Genomic DNA, 17707 nt, shown 5'->3' on the forward strand with positions numbered 1-17707 from the left:
ATTGCACGGACTTGGGTCAAGCTTTGTATAAGTTGGGCTATTTGTTTTCCTAATCTGTTATGAAACTGACAATTAATTACAAGATACTGATTTGCCAGTTAATTTAATGCAGCAGATCAATTGGAGACTCATCAATTATGCTATAATCTGGAAGTAGAGGATTCACTCACTTATTTTCGATAAAGGATGAATAATATGAATAAAACATTTTTGAAATTTGTAGGCACATATTCAACCATAAATGATATTTTTGGCAAAAAACTTCCTAAAGAACAAATTATTTCAATTATTAGTCAACTTCCTTTGGGTGGTATTTTAAATTTACTATCGCAATTACAGTACATTCCAAAAGAAGATAAAATAATAAAAGGTAATTTTATATTATTTGTCTCTGAAAAGCTTGGGATTGATAGTGAATTTATAGAGAATAAATTGCAAGACAGAATTCTCTACACTGAACAGGGGATCTTGTATCTATGGAAATGGTTACTTGCATATGGGGACGAATCAAAATTAAGCGAAGAGGTAGATATAGATATTGGAATTAATCAAATATTATTTCTTATCTTAGCGATTTCAGATTATTTGTATGAGAAACCAGAAAACCCAGAATCAGTATACTACGATTTCTTCTGCAATCTTGTCTTTAACTCTAGCATTGATTATCGATCTACAATCGCACGTTCATGTTATATTTTCGATAATCTATCAAAGAATGCAGAGTTATACAATGAGAAGGAATATGTGGATTTTAACAAAGACTTTACTGAGCATTACGGATATACAATAAAAGAATATCTAGCGGTGATATATGCGATTTCGGTGGGATTTGTAAATAAAAATGAAATTGGCACAATCTGGACCAAAAGACTCGAAACTTATTTCGAAGGTACTGAAGTTTTAGAAATTGCTAAAGTAATAGTTGAACCCTTACTTTTTAGTTTTACCGATGGTAAAAAATGGGCCATCGAAACTATTGATGAATCTTGGAATTATTTTATGTTAAGAAAAAAACCTTTATTTGCAATTAATAAAGAGGGTTTCTTTCCTATTTCCCCCAAATTAGTTTACGAATTAATGTTTGAGGAACTATTCCATAAAATTCGAATTATCTATCCAGAAAACGATTTGAGATTTAATCGTTTTTTTGGAAGACCATTTGAAGAGTATACAAATTCATACATGGCTGCGGCGCTTACTAAGTCAAGACTATCATATGAGCATTTTCCCGAATTCTCTTATGATGGAAGACGCTCACCAGATTGTATGATAAAGCTTGGTGATAAATTGTTAGCAATTGAATCCAAAAGCAAAAAGTTACGACTTAACTCAATCATTTTAGCTGATAAAGAATCAATTGATAAGGATCTAGACAGTATGATCGTGAACCCTTTGATTCAAGTAACTAAACGACTATCAGAATTGAGACAAATTCAGCATCCTTCAATGAATGGTGTCCGTGAAATCTATATTATGGTTGTTACTTTAGGTGATAGTCCAACACTTCAACCTTTTGAGCAGAAAATAAATGAAAAATTACGAGAAGAATCAGCGATTGAATTTAAACATTTCTTTCATTTAGATATCGAGGAGTATGAGCTGCTCTGTTATCAAATAAGTAGAAAGGATAATCATCCTGTTTTTAGACTGTTAGATAATAAAGCAAAATCATACCCTTATAACCCCTTTAAAAACTTCTTGTTTGCTAGTCACCTTCCTTCAAAACGATTGGATGATTATCATAATGAGTTCTTAAAACAGATTGAAGAGCTTTCTATATTATTATTCCCTTCATTTAAGATTCCTGAAAAGCTTCCGTCATCTCTTTGAGCCGTAATAGAATTTACAAGCAGATTTTATATAATGTTCATTTGTAGTCGAGGTGACTATTTTATCGTCATGGGTTTTAATAATGACTGCTGAATCCAGTAGTTCTCCTTCTTGAAAAATTACAATAGGTCGTGAAAAAACTCGCATTCTTTCAAAGTCTGCATGAGTGGTTATTTGGCGTATTTTAGTCATAATTCCTCCAAAGGGTATTTCGATTCAATCAAATATTAATGTACATTGTGATAGGATAGTGGTCAACCTTGATGGTGGCAACATAGACCAAGTATGACCCCAGATCCTGACCTCAAAAGGTTGGGATTCTTTGTTGTATCCTTAATTTTTCTGTATCATCAATTGTAATTATTACAATCTATAGGGTCGTTTTTTAGGGAGAACTTTTTGAACTAAGTAGAACGTGCGGTGGCAGGAAAAAACAGAATCGATACTTGAGGAGCGCGGGGGGATTGACACGCGTTTGAAGTTGTTTCAACACTAAACATAGTCACTCCTTGAATACACTTTCGGGCATAAAGAAAAGCACAATCGCTTGGATGTGCTTTATCGTAACTTGTCTTTATTGAACTTATATCGTCTACTTTTTTTTGTATAGGAGTGTTTGCTATTTATCAACTTTTTCAAATTTGAACGGAAAAATACATCGCGCAACTCTCTAGGTTTTAGCGGAATTAAGGGGCTGAAATACGGTACACCTATGCTTTTCAGCATCACAATATGGATGAATACTAACGTGGTAAGCACAATTACGCCTAAATGCCCCGTTAGCTTTGCAGTCAATAAATAAACGCTAAACAACGTGAGCATGGTCGGAGCTAATCCCCGACTTTGAAATATAGTGGTTACGACAAACGAAAAAGCTACTACACATAAGCAAAATGGGCTAAATATTTTTATTTTCAACATGTTTTCACTTATTAACACCGTAGATACGAACGCAAAGAAAGTAACGAGATTTTTGTTTATCTTAGACATCCCATCGACCAGAATTTTTAGAGTAATAATTAAGATAATCACCGAAACGAATGGTGAAAATAACATATCCTCGGGATATAGCATCTTGTGTGCTTTTTTAGAAATTAATTCGTTGCGCTCTAATAATATATATATCGCTGGCGCATGAGTCGCTATTATGAACGAGACAAACTTAATAATCCTGTTAAGGACGCTTCCGTATTTACTGTAGTATTCTTCTGGCGATTGAAAGTAACTAAGAAATAAAGTGGGACATAGAATTGCATGTGGTGAATTATCTACAAATACAACGACTTTCCCTTCCAAAATGGTACTTGCTGCAACGTCTGGCGCTTCGGTATTTGAAGTCAACGGGAATATAGTCCAACGATTCTTCGCAAGAGCCTCCTCAACAATGGCAGACTGTAATATGTACTTTACATCTATTTCATCCAACCGTTTCTTTACTTCTTGAAGAATTCCGTCATCTACAATATTTCTCATATATACAATCGAAATAGTTGTAGGTGTTAATGTGCCTTTTTGGATGGTTTCAACCGTCAAATCAGGTGTCTTAAGAATTCCTCGCAGAATACTAATATTTGTGTTCGCCTTTTCTGTAAAACCTACTAACATACCTGCTGAATTGCGTTCGGTTATTGATTCAGACACAGGGCGCTCTTTCCACATTGTCACATCAATACTAGTTAGGGTGCCTAATTGATATTGAAGAACAACCGCTTTGCCTTGCACGATCGCTTGAACGGCCTGCGCTGAACTGTTCATCACTGTTATGTCAGCCGAATAAAAACCCGCATTACTATTATGTACAAGTGGTTTGATTACGTGTTCCTCTAGCCTATCGGAATTAACCAATCCATCCATGTAGAAAATAGTTGCTTGTATTACACCGTTCTCTTCAATATTTCGTATTTTAAAATCGGAACTATGTCCTAATGCTTTTTTTATCTCCAACATATACTCCTGCACAGAAAACACCCCCAAAATGCAGTGTTCCCTTCTTTTTGTTATACTATTCTGCCCCAAAGCGTAATGAAGAAAATCAACATGAGTTTTTAAATTGCCTATGCTTTAAGACCGATTGAAAGCAAAAAGGATGGATCATACCAGACCTCAAAAATAGAGCTAAAAAAGCCAGTAAAATCAAGGGCTTAATTGATGCTATTTGACTTAATTTTGCCGTAATGTTTTCTATTCGTTTTGCTTCTTCTGATCGCCCTGCAAACCTCACCACAATAAGCCGAACGTCCAACACCTTTGAATCGCTTGTTACACTCATTGCAAGTACGGAAAGTTTGTTCAATCGATTTCGTTTCGTCCATCTTGTACAAAGGCGGCGCAACGTGTGTTTCAAAGTAGGTACATGGGCGGTCTGTGAAATGGGCAATTCTACAAAGAGAACCTGTAACCAAACATTTACCATTAGTAAAACTGGCACATTGAGCTGCCTGACTGTACCGTTCTTGATGGGTTACTTCCCTGTTATATCTTTCTTGATTCGTCATCTTTCCGTTCCTCCTAGGAATTTTGTATTTGAGCTTGCATCTCGTTTCTTCTTGTAACATCCTCTGCACCATCCTTGTAAAGTGTTGTGCATGAATGTGATAGGGACATACCGATTACACTGATAGCACTGTTCAGATCTCAAATCGTGCGACCCATTCCAGTCCGTTTTCCGTTCACTCAGATGACTGTATCCTTTGTTGCTCATGTACCCATCTCCTTATTTTTCATCTTGTAATTTCAATGCGTGTCGTACATATGCCGATACCGTCATGCTATGGGAATGGGCTAGTACTTTGATCTGTTCTAATTCTTCTTGATCAACTCGAAAGCTTAGGAATTTGTTCTTTGCCATTGTGGTCACCTCCCAGCTGTGTCACGTAATGTTTAAATAAAAGAGCCAACCCCGTGAAGGATTGACCCTGTGAAATCTACTTGCCTGTCAAAACTGCGAACTTGGAAGCATCACCAATAACGCTATCCAGTTCTAGGAACGATACGATACCCGTTTGGTACTCGGCTGCATAACGCTCAAGAAGTACCTTGACTTGGACGTTGGTAGTCATCTTGATATCAAGACCAGAGAAGTCACCGTAGAAGACACCTTTTGCATTCAGTGCCAATGCTGCTGGCATTGCGTCCGATAGCATCACGGGCTTCCCAAAGAGAACCAAACCGCCATCAGCAGAGATACCAGTGTCGTCACCGTTCAAGAGAAGGTTACCAGACGCTCCAGTCAAGGAACGGATTGCAGTCCATACAGCTGGATTCATCAACCATGCACAGTTGGCTTGGTGTACCTGAGGAACGGACATCTGCAGCTTGATCAGATCTGTTACGTTCTTTACATCAACTACAGCAGTAGTCGTGTTAGTCGAAGTGACCGAATTGGTTACACCGCTCTTAAGACCCTTCAGCTTTGCACCAGATTCGTTGATCAGTTCGTTCTCAAGGAACAGTGCAAGCGATAGACCGATCTGGCGGATGATGATCGAGACCACATCGATGTCAGCGCGATTGATCAAACTGTTGGAGATCTTGGTCAGTGAGCCAAGAATGAAGTTCTGCAGTTTCGGCCCAGTGAATGTACCGTTGCTGTCAGTTACTGCAGTGCCTTCTGTGACGTATTGGAATACGTTTTGTGTGTAGTCGTATGCGGGAAGCTGAAGGTCACCGCTCACATTCCAGATCGTAGCCTTTTGAACCAGAGGGCTGACGTTCTTTGCTACCTCGACCACTCGAGCTGCGATAGAAACAGGAATTACAACACCGTTACCCGATGCTGCCATACCACCAGTTGCACGGTTCTCTTTAACCAGTGTCATGAAAGCTTGCTCATCTGCTTTGCGTTGTTCTGCCTCTTTGTTTGCTTCCACGTCTTTTACCATTGTCATTTTTTCAACCGCTCCTCTGATTTCAACACCTGCTAAGATGCTATCGATTTCATTGATCCGTGCTTTTGCGTTGTTTACGGCTTTCTGTTCAGGAGCCTTGAAACCGCGCTTTTCTGCCTTTGCCGTTTCTAGGATGTTTTCCACGATCTCGATCTGATCCCAGCGCTCATCTTTCAAGGCTTTTTCGTTAATGTGTTCTGACATTGTCGTACCTCCTGTAAATTGGATTGTTTATGTGTCGTTTCGTGCTATGCGATTGTCGGATTCAGTTGTATAAGCCCTTGGACAGCGATCCGCCCAGATCAGTGCCAAGAACTCGAGTGGAACGGCAAAAAGCCCGCCAATGAAGGCAGGCAACTTGTCCAATCCATTGACAGCCCCAGCAGTAAACTCGGAGGAGAAAAACCTGCTAGGAAGGTCAATGCATGGGACAATAAAAAAGGAGTCGGTTATTTTCTCAATGTGGAAACCGACAAACCACGTACCCGTTTTGCTGAAATGTGGACAACAGGCAAACCACAGTCCAGTTATAGTTACTGGACGCAACTTGGAAAAACGAACGACCTCACCTAAAGAGGGGCGAGGAAGATCATCTGAAGAAGATCCTCGTTAGAAGAAATTCACAAGAGACCAGACATCGATGCAACACGAAAACTAGAGTCAACGTTGAAGTTGATTCCTTTCTGCTGTCTCTTGTGATCTAGTCACATTATGAGACGAGCGTGATCGTTGTGGCGTCAAAGGTGAAGCGAACTTAATAGGGGACATATCCTCATTTACGACATGCCCACTAAATGTGGTACTGAGCAGGACGAAACCTTGCTGTTCCCGTTTGTGCAAATTGCTTGCACCAGAAGGCCCACGATCAAAAGGTCATGAGCCATAGCTGAAAGCAATTTATTCTGGAAGTAGCTGCCCGCCGTATTGACGTTGATGGGCGTTGATTCGTTCCACAGCTTGTTCCAATCTCCGATCCTCTGAGGCAATGATCGCGTTGATTGCTGCTTTACGAATAAAACTCGGAAAATCAATATGCTCATTCTCAGTAAGGAAAGTATCGACAATGGCTTGATCTTTATCTGACAAAACACGGAAGGTAAATCGTTTGTTATTGGACATGTTGTCTGTCACTCCTCGGTATAGTTGGTTGTATTGTGCGGGCAAAAAAATGAATTCCGTTTTACCCTCTTAATATCTATTATCGAACTGAAATATCCACTTTTACCGTCATGTCGCCGAAAAGTGTAAAATTATTTTCTTTCGTAAATTCCCAATATGCCGCAACGTACTCTTTCCTCAGTTGCTTGATCTCATCTTCTTCTCGTCTGATCTCGTCATCTTCTGCTTGATCAAATCTGAAGTTGTAATCATTGGTCATGAGGTTTAGTTTGCTGGTCTTGAAATCCTGTTCACGCTTGTTGATGACCGTTCTCATAAACTTGACGAATGGCTGATAAGCAAGATCCAGATCCCGTGGGAAATCACCGTTAACCTTACCTGTCCACTTTGACCGATCGATGTCACCATTGAGCCACTTGACCAATTCCTTGACCACCATTGCCAACAGATACCGTTCCATAGCCATATCATTGACGTACCCTTTCTGGTAATCACGATAGGACTCGATTGTCAAAGTCATTGGTGAATAATCAGCATCTAGGACATCTGCAGAATAACCATCTGTGCGGTGTAGCCCACTGTCATGCCACACCAGACCTTTGTCTCTCGTAAAAACACGGTCTGCAACGCGCTTGTATATCATTCTCAGAGTCTCGTTAATGCATTGGGCAATGTACTCGTTCTGGTCAACAGGATTGACGTTGGTCATGACGTACTGCATGAAATCGTCTCGTTCAAATCTGTGATGTCTCATAATGCTTCTCTGTTCCCGTTCACGTTCCCATAGTGGTATGCTCCACCATCCAATTCGTCCTGTTGCTGGTCTGCCCACTTTGTTCTTTTCCATGATCTTTTCCCCTAGTTTAGTTTGGTGAATATTAGTTCCCAGTAATGACAGCCTACACCGTCCACTTTGGTGTCATTGGTGTCACCAGATGGATAAAAAAATATCTACCTCTTTCCACCTACTTAATCACAACTCAACTGGATTTTTCACAATCGATGGAAAAATAAATTTCAGAACGTGTGTCAGGATATGGACAGCAGCTCACAAACCATCTCAGACGCGTCAAGAAGTCATATACGGCGTTGTAGGCGTGTACAGGTATTTACACCAGAATAAGCGAATGGAGTCACAGTATGGCGCACAGGTGGTCAGGAGATGGACAGAGAGCATTGGACAGGCACAGGACAGAACAGGTCAAGGGATGGGTTACAAGAGAATTCGAAATATGTAACCTTTTCGTAACCCAAAACCCAGTAGTACCAAGGGGTGTTACTTAAGTTACAGGGTTACATATCTTTTTAAAATTATATATTTATATAGAAGACTGTAATGGTGAATGATCTATAGGGGAAAGCTTTTGGGGCAGGATAGTGTAACTATGACCATTTTGCTCAATCCCTTGTGTACCAAGGGTTTCAGCCGTTACAGAACCAAATCAGTTACAAGCCCAGAACCGTAACCATCCTTTTTGACCCCATTTTGCCCCCTGTCCTGACCTTGCCCAGCACCTTGAAATGGCTGCCCTTGGTTGGTCATTGGATGAAATCCAGCTCAAAACCATTTGAAAGCCACTGTCAGTTGCCCTCAGATCGATTAGATATTGCTTGTCCGTACAAAGTGCCCATGCTAATTCAACACAATGTCATAGATGCTGACATAAAAAGGAACGCTCCCTGTTCTGGGAACGTCCCTTGTCAAAAGTATTCAATAGCTAAATCATATGGGAAGTCGCGTCTGATCTGACTCCTTGTTGTCAGCTTCTTAACTTCAATAGGCATTTTACGTGTGAAATGTATCTTGTGAATAACTTGTTTCAACACAATGTTTTGCGCTTCTGCTGACAAAGAATCTAAGCCGTCCAACAATTTAAATAGTTGAGTAATCTGTTCAATGTGATTTGTAACATTGATGGACTCACCTTGTTCCAACAACTTCTGGCGACTTTGTTCCAACGCTTGCCCCATATCGATCAATGCTTGTCTTTTTGACTTCAACTCATCGTGCGTAAAGATACCTGAAACAGCTAATTCAATCAAATTGGCTTGTTGTCTTTGATTCTCACTGATCTGGGACTCCACGTGTGCTAATCTTTCTTGTAAATCGGCTTCAACGTTAGACAAATCCTGTTGCTCAAGCAGAGAAAGTTCATGTTTCATTCGTTCCTGATGTGACTTCAACGCCTCAAGAATATCGGACTCGACGTATTCCAGTTTGACACCGCTGTTTCCGCACTTCTCAGCACTATTGGGTAGTTGAAATCCACATGGCTTGATCGTATACCTCCCGTTTGGCTCTTTGGTTATAGTTGATTTCCGCCCACAGATGCCACAGTATAGCAAATCCTTAAGCATAGTCGTTCCTGTCTTTGGTGCCGGCTTGTTACGATATGCCCCAAATGTTTCTGCTCTGGCAACCCGTTCATGGTTTGCATTTTCCCACTCTTCAACAGGTATAATAGGTGGGTGGGCATCGTGGTATTCGATTGTGTTCAATACCTTGTAAACATACTTGCCACCCTCTTTAATGCGTTTCCGATCTTGGAAAGCGACTGTGCCCTTGTATGCAGAGTTCTTGATTATTCGTTTTACCGTGGGCGATTGGAATGCTTCTGATCGCTGCGGTTTGTAGCCTTCTTGGTTCAGGATGTCAACGATTTTGCGACTACCAAGCCCCTGTGAGTGAAGATCAAAGATATAACGTACAACTTTTGCTTCGGGTTCAAAGATTTCAAGCTTCTTTGTTTTCGTGTTCCGTCTATACCCGTATGGAATGCCACCTGCTATATGAAGTCCCTGTTTGGTCATAGCAATCTTATTATTCTTGGAACGTTTACCAATTAAGGCATGCTCTTGACTCGCTATTAATGAACCAAAACGGAATGTCAGAACGTCAGTGTTGCTGTTGGCAAGGTCGTAAGTCTTGTCAGGGGTCACGATAGGCTTGTCATAATCCTGACAGTACTTTAGAACGAGTTCCGATATATAACCATTACGGCTCAACCGTGACAACTCAATTACCAGTATTCCGTCAAAGCGTTCAATAGTATTTAACAGACGTTGCAGTTCTGGTCTTTGATCCATATCAGATGCCCCACCAGATAGTACTTCTGAAAACTCCTCAAAGGTGTGTCCAAATTTTTTGCAGAACTCGACGAGAATGTTCCTATGATTGGTTAGAGTTTCAACGCCCTCACCCTTTTTTTCTTGTGAGATACGCAAGTACATAGCTAAGTGCATTCCCGTTCACTTCCTATTCGTTGATTTCCCTCAGTTTATCATACATCATATAAGAAATGTAGTACCGACCTTCGTCGTCGATGCCCCTGGTGGAGGCGGTAAAATCGCACTTCAGCCGAACTATCTGATCTCGCAAAGTCAGGATAAAGTGATTTTGCGAAACTATGAAGGCGTCATCGTCGGTTATCCCGAGCCTAGCAATTATGTGCCCGGCCGTGCAGATGAATATTTCAACGAAATCTATGGCATCGAGAAGCAGCCGCCGAGCACCGGCATCATCTCGCTCATCAAGGATGAAAATTTCAACCTGGTGCCAGAAAATTTGCGCCGCATCGGCAGACGCAAGCTGTATGAGCAGGCGGCCGATCACCACTCGCTCAAGGACAAACGCGAGAAACGCGACGAGATGAAGCAAAAGCTCATGCGCGCGCGCCAGCAGGATCAGTCGGTTGGCGATGGTGCGAAGCAGCAGCCAGCGCCTGCCGGCGGGGATGGCGCGCCGGAGCAAGCGGCGGCGCCGAAGAGCGAGCCTGAAGGCACGAGCGAGTAAGCGCTGCGGCGACGCTAGCTGCCGTTAGACGTTTAACTACAGCAAAAAGCCGCTTCAATAGTGCGCAATGCGCTTTTGAAGCGGCTTTTGTCATGCTGTCACGGTGGCGTTCACCCTGTGAAATCTCTAACAAATCACAGAGGTCTTATTTAGGATAATTTCTATCATTTGAAATTCTAACGAATCCTACAAACGTTATTTTGTGTTAAAATGCCCTTTTGCGCTCCTATTGCCCCTAATAAGACCTCTACGATTCGTTAGAATAAATTAGCAGCTGTTTTCGAATGAATAAGGCTTCTACGATTCGTTAGCGCATTTTTATGGGTTTGTTCAGTACATGTAGCCGAAAATGGCCGCTTGGCCATTTAGTGCCGATGAATTTTTGTTACGGTTTGTTCATCTTGTTGTGCTCCTGCTCCTGCTCCTGCTTCTGCTTCTGCTCTTACTCCTGATTCATGCGCTTCATCTACCTCTATTGTAACTCCCTCTCGTACGTCAACTTCCGTTCCTACTCCAGTTTCCACAGCGTGTACCTGCACGACCACTCCCGCCGAATCCACACTAACTCCAACCTCAACCAGTACCACACCACCACTATCTTCATCCCCGACCAATCTAATCAACTCTTCTGCTTTCTCCTCATCCCTTAATGTTACATCACATGCTCCCGAGCCCCCACCTACGCCTACGACTTCACCTTCGCCATCACTTTCAACCTCAACCCCGCACCACTCCGTCAACGTGAGCGCGATGATCTCGGCTGCTTCGAACATGGCAGCGAGCTCGATATGCTCGTTCGGGTAATGGGCCATCTGCGTCAGGCCGGGGCCGAACACAATGCACGGCGTATCGGCCAGAACTGTCAGCAGCCCGCCATCCGTGCCCCACGGCGAAGCCTCCAATACTGCCGGTTGATTCGTCACCGACGTGTATTGCTCCGCCACGATCCGCACCAACTCATGGGCCGGATCTACACTTCCCGGCACCCACCTGGCGCCGAACCATTCGAGTTCCGGCGGTGCAGTGCGGAACCACTCGTCCTTCTCCTCGAGCAGCTCCAGCCAGTTGGCCATTTGCTCCTTGGCATGCTCAAGTGATTCTTCCGGCGCTACGCCCATGCGACCTTCCAATGTCACCGTGTCCGGCACGGAAGACGGCCAATTGCCGCCTTGAATCATGCCGATATTAATCGGGATGGGGATCGGATTATCCGCGAAGAGCGGATCATGGATCCCCGCATTACGCACCTGCTCAAGCTCCAGCACATGAGCGACCACGAGCATGCTTTTCTCAATCGCGCTAACGCCTTCATACCGCGTTCCCCCATGTGCGGCCCGACCCTTTACCACGATGCGGAACCACATGGACCCCTGCTGCTTCGGAAAAATCCGCATATTGGTCGGTTCCGGTATCAAAGCCGCATCCGCCTTATACCCTTTCACAATCATAGCCAGCGTTCCGGCTCCACCGCTTTCTTCCTCGACGACGCTTTGAAAGATCACGTCACCTTTCAGCGTAATACCCAAGCTCCTAATCGCTTGGATCGCAAGCAGCAACGAGACATTGCCGCCTTTCATATCCGATGCACCGCGCCCATACAGCTTCCCGTCCACGACTTCACCGCTATACGGCTGACTGCGCCACTGCGATCGATCGCCTTCCGGCACCACGTCCATATGACCGTTTAAGATGATCGAACGGCCGCCCCCGCTCCCTCGCATGATGCCCACGACATTCGGACTGCCCGCGAAACTTGTTCTCGGCGAATAGAAATAAGGATGCTTTTCCAGCAGGGCACCATCGGGCTCCCACAGATCCACATCCAGTTTCATCTCGAATAATTTGCCTGCAACGAGCAATTGCGCTTCCTGTTCATTGCCTTGCGTACTGGCGATTCGGACCAAGCTCTGCAGCAATCCAACGCCTTCCTCACGGTTCTGCAGCATCCATTCATGAATTTGCGCCTTCAGGTTCATGCTGTCCGCCTCCTTCATCGGCTACGTGATGTAATCAACCTTATCGGGTATGAGGAGTTTGGCCTCGGTGCAGTTGATTACTTCCTCAATCGTGAAAGGAGACATCACTTCTTTCAGCACAAGGCCCTCATCCGTAACTTCCATGACCGCCATTTCCGTAATGATAAAATCGACACAGCGCTGCGCAGTGAGCGGCAGCTCGCATTGCTTCTTAATCTTCGACTTGCCGTCGCGATTCACATGATTCATCACGGCAACGACGCGTTTGGCTTTCTGCGCCAGCTCCATCGCGCCGCCGATGCCAGCCGTCCGTTTACCCGGTACGATCCAATTGGCCAAATCCCCTTGCTCGCTGACCTCCAGCGCCCCGAGCACCGTCATGTCGATACAACCGCGGCGAATCATGGCAAACGCGATCGCACTATCGCAATAGGAGGCGCCGATAGCCAGTGTTACCGGATAACCGCCCGCATTGCACAGAAATCCATCCTCCTCGCCAACTACAGGTGTCGGCCCCGTTCCTAAAATGCCGTTCTCCGCATGGAAAGTCACATGGACGCCTTCCGGTATAAAATCAGCCACTCTCGTCGGAATGCCGATCCCCAAATTAACGACCATGCCATCCTTTATTTCACGGGCGGCTCGCCTTGCGATCCGGTCACGGCTTGTTTCTCCCACACCCATTGCCAGTTCACCCCTTTCCCTGTAACGACAGCATCTACAAAAATGCCTGGTGTCACAATACACTCCGGATCCAGCTCGCCTAACGGAACAATCTCATCGGCCTCCGCGATCGTCCGTGTGCCTGCCATCGCCACTAGCGGATTGAAGTTACGACCGCTTTTGTCATAGATTAGATTCCCATACAGGTCAGCCTTCAGAGCATGAACGATAGCGACATCCGCTGTGAGCGCCGGCTCGACCAGATAGGTTTTGCCATCCACGATGACCTTCTCTTTGCCTATTTCCAAATTAGTACCGATTCCGACATCAACGAGAATGCCGCCCAGTCCCACGCCGCCTGCCCTGATTTTCTCCGCCAACGTGCCTTGCGGATAGAAAACCACCTCCATCCGACCATCCTCCATCATGCGACCGGCATTCGGATTAGAGCCGATATGCGAGGTGATGACTTTCCGAACACGCCCTTCTGTAACCAGCCGACCGATACCAATCCATGGAAAGCCGGTATCGTTGCCGATCAGTGTGATGTCCCTTACGCCTTTATCCAATATCGCCTCAACAAGCGTTGGAGGAGTTCCGATCCCGCCGAATCCGCCATACATGAGCGTACAGCCATCTACGATCCACCCAAGCGCCTCATCGATCGCGATCATCTTCTGTTTCGTCATCAGACCATGACCTCCCCCATCACTTCGGCAATCGTTTCTTCAAGCAGTGAGGCTAGCAGGTCCATCTCTTCCGTTGTAATCACGAGAGGCGGCGCGATAATAACGGCATCGCCTTCACCGTTCGCGCCTCCCGCCGCTGGATAGATAAGCAGCCCTTTGCTCTGCGCGCGCTCCACGATCCGCGTCGTTACACCAAGCGAAACCGGGAATACTCGCTTGCTCGCACGATCGGCGACAAGCTCCAGCCCGAGCAGCAGCCCTCTGCCGCGAACATCGCCAATCATTGCACAGCTAGACGCGATCCTCTCCAGTGCTTGCCGCAAATAGCGGCCCTTCTCCTCGGCGGCAACTACCAGCTGTTTGGCATCGATGTAATCAAGTACGGCCAGCGCCGTTGCCGCAGATTGCGGATTTGCGCTAAACGTATGGCCGGACATGACAATCTGTGAGCCGGCCAGAATCGGCTCCATGATCCGGTCCTTCACCAAGGTAGCCGCGATCGGCGTATACCCCGCACTAAGTCCTTTACCTAAGGCGATCAAATCCGGCTCCACGCCCCAATGCTCCATTCCGAACATCGTCCCGGTGCGGGCAATGCCGGTCATCACCTCATCGGCGATGAACAGAATCTCGTATTTCTCGCAGATCGCTTTGATCCGTTCATAGTAACCGTCCGGGGGGACGACAGCCCCACCGGCCGCTCCGATAATCGGCTCCGCGATGAATGCCGCGATATGGTCGGCGCCGATTCGCTTAATATTCGTCTCTAAGTCATCCGCGCACGATTGCCCGCAGCTCGGTGCCGACAAGTGATACGGACATCGGTAACAATACGGCGCCGCTACAAGCGGCAGCTCCTCAAGCAGCGGAATAAACCGCCGTCTCCTCGTTACGTGACCGGACATCGACAATGCTCCGAGCGTGATGCCATGGTAGCTCATCCGTCTGGAAATGACTTTATTTTTGCCGAGCCGCCCTTGCTCCTGCCAATATTGAATGGCAATCTTCATCGCGGTTTCTGTTGCCTCTGAGCCGCTGTTCACGAAGAAGGACCAGTAATCATGACCCGGTGCCATGTCACTGAGTCGCTTCGCAAGCCGTTCCGCCGGTTCACTCGTAAATTGGGACCGATATACAAAAGACACCTTCTGCGCTTGCGCCTGCATCGCATCGATTACCTCTTGCACCCCATGTCCGATCCCTGCTGTTACAGCGCCTGACGAGGCGTCCAAGTAAGCTTTTCCATGCTCATCGTACAGAAATACGCCTTTACCATAGTCAATCATCGGATAGTGGGCACTTAGCAGCGGCTTGATCAAATGCTCCCGCGTCAATCGCTTCCCCTCCCATCAGCCTTTCTTCTCGCCCATACTTCATGCAATTTCCGTGCCAACTTGAGCAACACGCCTACAATTTCACTAAGCTGGCATTGATTTTGCATGCAATCCATGTAGAATAACGGAAACGGGATTGGAGGATCAGTCATCATGGAATCGAAGCCGAATGATAAGCCGTATTATGCAATGGAAACCGAACAGGGAAGCAGCTTTACCCTTCTATTATGCCGAGATGATTTCAACAAGCGGCTGCGGGTCGATGATTATAACTACGAGGACAATGTGGATGCACTGTGCAGCCGTCTCACGGAATTGCTAGACAATCCCCTGTATACGAAGCTGTTCGTAAAAGCGCGTGAGCAGGATATGCGATCCTTTATGGCCCGGGGGTATATGCTGGAGGGGATTTACAAGGGGTATTTCGATGGGCATGATGCTTATTGCATGGCCAAATACACCGACCTCACCAGACGCACGAGCGATCACTGGATCGAAGAGGATCATATTCTTGAGCAAGTGCTTGCCCTACAACCGAAGACGGAGAAAGAACCGTTAGCGGATGCGTTCTCCATCCGGAGTGCTGCTGCTCAGGATGCGCAGGAGCTTGCTTCCTTGTATGGGCAGATTTTCGAAACCTATCCGATTCCGATGAATGACCCCGCATACGTGGCTCATGTCATGGAAGAAGGTACGGTGTTTTATGTCGTAGAGCATGAGGGCCGGATCATCAGCGCTGCCTCCGCTGAAATCAACACCACCTATCGCAATGCGGAACTCACGGACTGTCTGACACTGCCCGCATACCGTGGACATGGTTTGATGCGACAGCTGCTTCATGTGCTGGAAGGGGACCTGCGGCAGCGGAATATTCGCTCTGCTTATTCGCTCTCGCGCGCATTGTCCTTCGGCATGAATGCTGCATTATTTCAGCTAGGCTACGACTACCAGGGCCGTCTGACGAAGAACTGCGATATTTACGATAAATTCGAGGATATGAATTTGTGGTGCAAAATGCTCCCGGAACATTAGTCACAGCCCTTGTTCCTTAGCGCGCTTACGTTTGAAGGAAGAGGCAATGCCAAGCTCCTCCCGATACTTGGCAACGGTTCGCCGGGAGATTGGAATGCCTTCCCCTTCAAGCAATACCGCCAGCTGTTGGTCGGAATACGGCGCACCGCCTGCTTCCTGCTCCACCATCTCCCGCAGCTTCGCCTTTACACGCTCCACTGTGGACGCATCTTCCTGCCCGCTGTTGAAGCCGGACGGAAAGAAGTAACCAAGCTCGTAAGTGCCCCATGGTGTCTGCGCATATTTTCCAGCAACCGCGCGGCTGACAGTGGATTCATGCAGGTCCACTTTCTCCGCAATTTGCCTAAGCACCATCGGTTTCAGGTGATCCATGCCTCCTCGAAAGAAAGCAGCTTGTTCTTCCACAATCGCCCGCGTTACCCGCAATAGAGTCAATCTGCGCTGCTCCAAGCACTTGAGCAGGAAAGCAGCGGCACTTCGTTTAGCCAAGAAAAAGCGGCTTGAATCATCCGATTTCCCCAGCTCCTTGGCGATCCCTTCATACTTCGTGTTCATGGTCAGTCTAGGCGCTGCCGATTCTTGTACGGAAACGACAAATTGATCGCCGACCAAACGAATGAGCACATCCGGGATGATGTAATCTGCGTGTTTCGGCTGAAAAGCAGCACCGGGTCTTGGATTCAGCGATTTAATGATGCCGATTGCCGACACGATCTCCTCATGCGAGGCATGCAGCAAGCGCGTTAATTTCTGAATGCGATAATCCGCAACCGCTTCCAGATGGGAAGTAATCAAAGTGACGACGAGTGGGCTGCAGCCCTTCGTTTTCTGTACTTGCAGCAGCAAACATTCCGCCAAATTTCTGGCACCCACCCCTGCGGGCTCCAAGCCTTGCACATAGCTTAACGCGCTCTCGAACTCAGCGGCCGAAATCTTCAGTTCCGCGGCAATTTGCTCCGGCGGGCAGTCCAAATAACCATTCGCGTCTAAATTCCCAATGATATAGGCGGCCGCTTTCTTCATGGAAACCGGGATCTCCGAATCGAAACGCAGCTGTTCGTTCAAGTGTTTCTCCAGTGTCAGCCCCTGATCTGCTGCGATGAAATCGAACGGAGCCGCGCTTCGCGGGCTTCGAGCCCAATCCACGCCTAGTCCGGCTCCTCCCTGTCCATCCAAGGCTTCCAGAAATGGATTCTCTTCAAGCTCATCCCTAATAAAATCAAGTAAATCCGACGTTGGCAGCTGCAAAATTTTGATCGCTTGCTGCAGCTGCGGCGACATATGCATATGGGACTTCTGCTGTTGATACATCCCGAACCCGTACCGGGAAGTCATAAGAATCACCTGCTTTGAGGGTGGATTCCTATAGTATATTCGGCATGGG

The 17707-nt window shown here is 46.1% G+C and carries 14 protein-coding genes and 1 pseudogene; 3 read left to right on the forward strand and 12 right to left on the reverse strand.

Annotated elements, in window-relative coordinates:
• Positions 1-195: 195 nt before the first annotated feature.
• Positions 196-1830 carry a hypothetical protein gene (locus tag AC50Y3_RS16785; RefSeq protein ID WP_494819874.1) on the forward strand — a complete coding sequence of 545 codons (1635 nt, stop codon included), beginning with the start codon at positions 196-198 and terminating at the stop codon, positions 1828-1830.
• Between the two features lie 558 nt (positions 1831-2388).
• Here AC50Y3_RS16785 and AC50Y3_RS16790 read toward each other — a convergent pair.
• The 7 genes from AC50Y3_RS16790 to AC50Y3_RS16820 all read right to left on the reverse strand — a co-directional run bounded on the left by AC50Y3_RS16790 (position 2389) and on the right by AC50Y3_RS16820 (position 10079).
• Complete coding sequence (locus tag AC50Y3_RS16790; RefSeq protein WP_494819875.1) at positions 2389-3789, reverse strand: spore germination protein; 1401 nt, start codon at positions 3787-3789, stop codon at positions 2389-2391.
• A 182-nt stretch (positions 3790-3971) separates the two neighbouring features.
• Positions 3972-4325 carry a hypothetical protein gene (locus tag AC50Y3_RS16795; RefSeq protein WP_494819876.1) on the reverse strand — a complete coding sequence of 118 codons (354 nt, stop codon included), beginning with the start codon at positions 4323-4325 and terminating at the stop codon, positions 3972-3974.
• A 218-nt stretch (positions 4326-4543) separates the two neighbouring features.
• A complete protein-coding gene (locus AC50Y3_RS16800) occupies positions 4544-4678 on the reverse strand; it encodes a plasmid mobilization protein (protein WP_494819877.1) in 135 nt (44 codons plus the stop codon).
• Between the two features lie 76 nt (positions 4679-4754).
• Positions 4755-5921: a phage major capsid protein gene (locus tag AC50Y3_RS16805; protein ID WP_494819878.1), complete on the reverse strand. Its 1167-nt coding sequence runs from the start codon at positions 5919-5921 to the stop codon at positions 4755-4757.
• A gap of 693 nt (positions 5922-6614) precedes the next feature.
• Positions 6615-6836 (reverse strand): hypothetical protein, encoded by a 222-nt coding sequence (locus AC50Y3_RS16810; protein ID WP_494819879.1) that lies wholly within the window; start codon positions 6834-6836, stop codon positions 6615-6617.
• Between the two features lie 79 nt (positions 6837-6915).
• Positions 6916-7683, reverse strand: a complete 768-nt coding sequence (locus AC50Y3_RS16815) for a hypothetical protein (protein WP_494819880.1) — start codon at positions 7681-7683, stop codon at positions 6916-6918.
• Between the two features lie 854 nt (positions 7684-8537).
• Positions 8538-10079 carry a recombinase family protein gene (locus AC50Y3_RS16820; protein ID WP_494819881.1) on the reverse strand — a complete coding sequence of 514 codons (1542 nt, stop codon included), beginning with the start codon at positions 10077-10079 and terminating at the stop codon, positions 8538-8540.
• Here AC50Y3_RS16820 and AC50Y3_RS16825 point away from each other — a divergent pair.
• Positions 10012-10629, forward strand: a complete 618-nt coding sequence (locus tag AC50Y3_RS16825) for a hypothetical protein (RefSeq protein ID WP_494819882.1) — start codon at positions 10012-10014, stop codon at positions 10627-10629. The genes AC50Y3_RS16820 and AC50Y3_RS16825 overlap by 68 nt on opposite strands.
• 719 nt (positions 10630-11348) lie before the next feature.
• Here the strand turns inward: AC50Y3_RS16825 and AC50Y3_RS16830 are convergent.
• The 4 genes and pseudogenes from AC50Y3_RS16830 to AC50Y3_RS16845 all read right to left on the reverse strand — a co-directional run.
• Positions 11349-12605 (reverse strand): annotated as a pseudogene (locus AC50Y3_RS16830) (peptidase); the annotation flags it as partial.
• A 21-nt stretch (positions 12606-12626) separates the two neighbouring features.
• Entirely contained in the window at positions 12627-13289 is a 663-nt protein-coding gene (locus AC50Y3_RS16835; protein ID WP_494819883.1) for a 3-oxoacid CoA-transferase subunit B, read from the reverse strand.
• A complete protein-coding gene (locus AC50Y3_RS16840) occupies positions 13232-13957 on the reverse strand; it encodes a CoA transferase subunit A (RefSeq protein ID WP_494819884.1) in 726 nt (241 codons plus the stop codon). Before AC50Y3_RS16840 ends, AC50Y3_RS16835 begins: the two co-directional genes overlap by 58 nt.
• Positions 13957-15291: an aspartate aminotransferase family protein gene (locus AC50Y3_RS16845; RefSeq protein ID WP_494819885.1), complete on the reverse strand. Its 1335-nt coding sequence runs from the start codon at positions 15289-15291 to the stop codon at positions 13957-13959. The genes AC50Y3_RS16840 and AC50Y3_RS16845 overlap by 1 nt, the downstream gene beginning before the upstream one ends.
• A gap of 153 nt (positions 15292-15444) precedes the next feature.
• Here AC50Y3_RS16845 and ablB point away from each other — a divergent pair, with 153 nt between their 5' ends.
• Positions 15445-16323 (forward strand): putative beta-lysine N-acetyltransferase, encoded by an 879-nt coding sequence (ablB, locus tag AC50Y3_RS16850; protein WP_494819886.1) that lies wholly within the window; start codon positions 15445-15447, stop codon positions 16321-16323.
• Here ablB and rpoN read toward each other — a convergent pair whose 3' ends face one another.
• Positions 16324-17658 carry an RNA polymerase factor sigma-54 gene (rpoN, locus tag AC50Y3_RS16855; protein WP_494819887.1) on the reverse strand — a complete coding sequence of 445 codons (1335 nt, stop codon included), beginning with the start codon at positions 17656-17658 and terminating at the stop codon, positions 16324-16326.
• Positions 17659-17707: the final 49 nt, after the last annotated feature.

The sequence above is a fragment of the Paenibacillus sp. J22R98 genome (genome assembly GCF_059383835.1).

Bases quoted from the DNA above. Each gene is read 5' to 3' on its own strand.
- AC50Y3_RS16795 (WP_494819876.1), bottom strand. From the start codon at position 4,325: ATGACGAATCAAGAAAGATATAACAGGGAAGTAACCCATCAAGAACGG.
- AC50Y3_RS16840 (WP_494819884.1), bottom strand. From the start codon at position 13,957: ATGACGAAACAGAAGATGATCGCGATCGATGAGGCGCTTGGGTGGATC.
- AC50Y3_RS16805 (WP_494819878.1), bottom strand. From the start codon at position 5,921: ATGTCAGAACACATTAACGAAAAAGCCTTGAAAGATGAGCGCTGGGAT.
- ablB (WP_494819886.1), top strand. From the start codon at position 15,445: ATGGAATCGAAGCCGAATGATAAGCCGTATTATGCAATGGAAACCGAA.
- AC50Y3_RS16785 (WP_494819874.1), top strand. From the start codon at position 196: ATGAATAAAACATTTTTGAAATTTGTAGGCACATATTCAACCATAAAT.
- AC50Y3_RS16815 (WP_494819880.1), bottom strand. From the start codon at position 7,683: ATGGAAAAGAACAAAGTGGGCAGACCAGCAACAGGACGAATTGGATGG.
- AC50Y3_RS16820 (WP_494819881.1), bottom strand. From the start codon at position 10,079: ATGCACTTAGCTATGTACTTGCGTATCTCACAAGAAAAAAAGGGTGAG.
- AC50Y3_RS16835 (WP_494819883.1), bottom strand. From the start codon at position 13,289: ATGGGTGTGGGAGAAACAAGCCGTGACCGGATCGCAAGGCGAGCCGCC.
- rpoN (WP_494819887.1), bottom strand. From the start codon at position 17,658: ATGACTTCCCGGTACGGGTTCGGGATGTATCAACAGCAGAAGTCCCAT.
- AC50Y3_RS16810 (WP_494819879.1), bottom strand. From the start codon at position 6,836: ATGTCCAATAACAAACGATTTACCTTCCGTGTTTTGTCAGATAAAGAT.
- AC50Y3_RS16800 (WP_494819877.1), bottom strand. From the start codon at position 4,678: ATGGCAAAGAACAAATTCCTAAGCTTTCGAGTTGATCAAGAAGAATTA.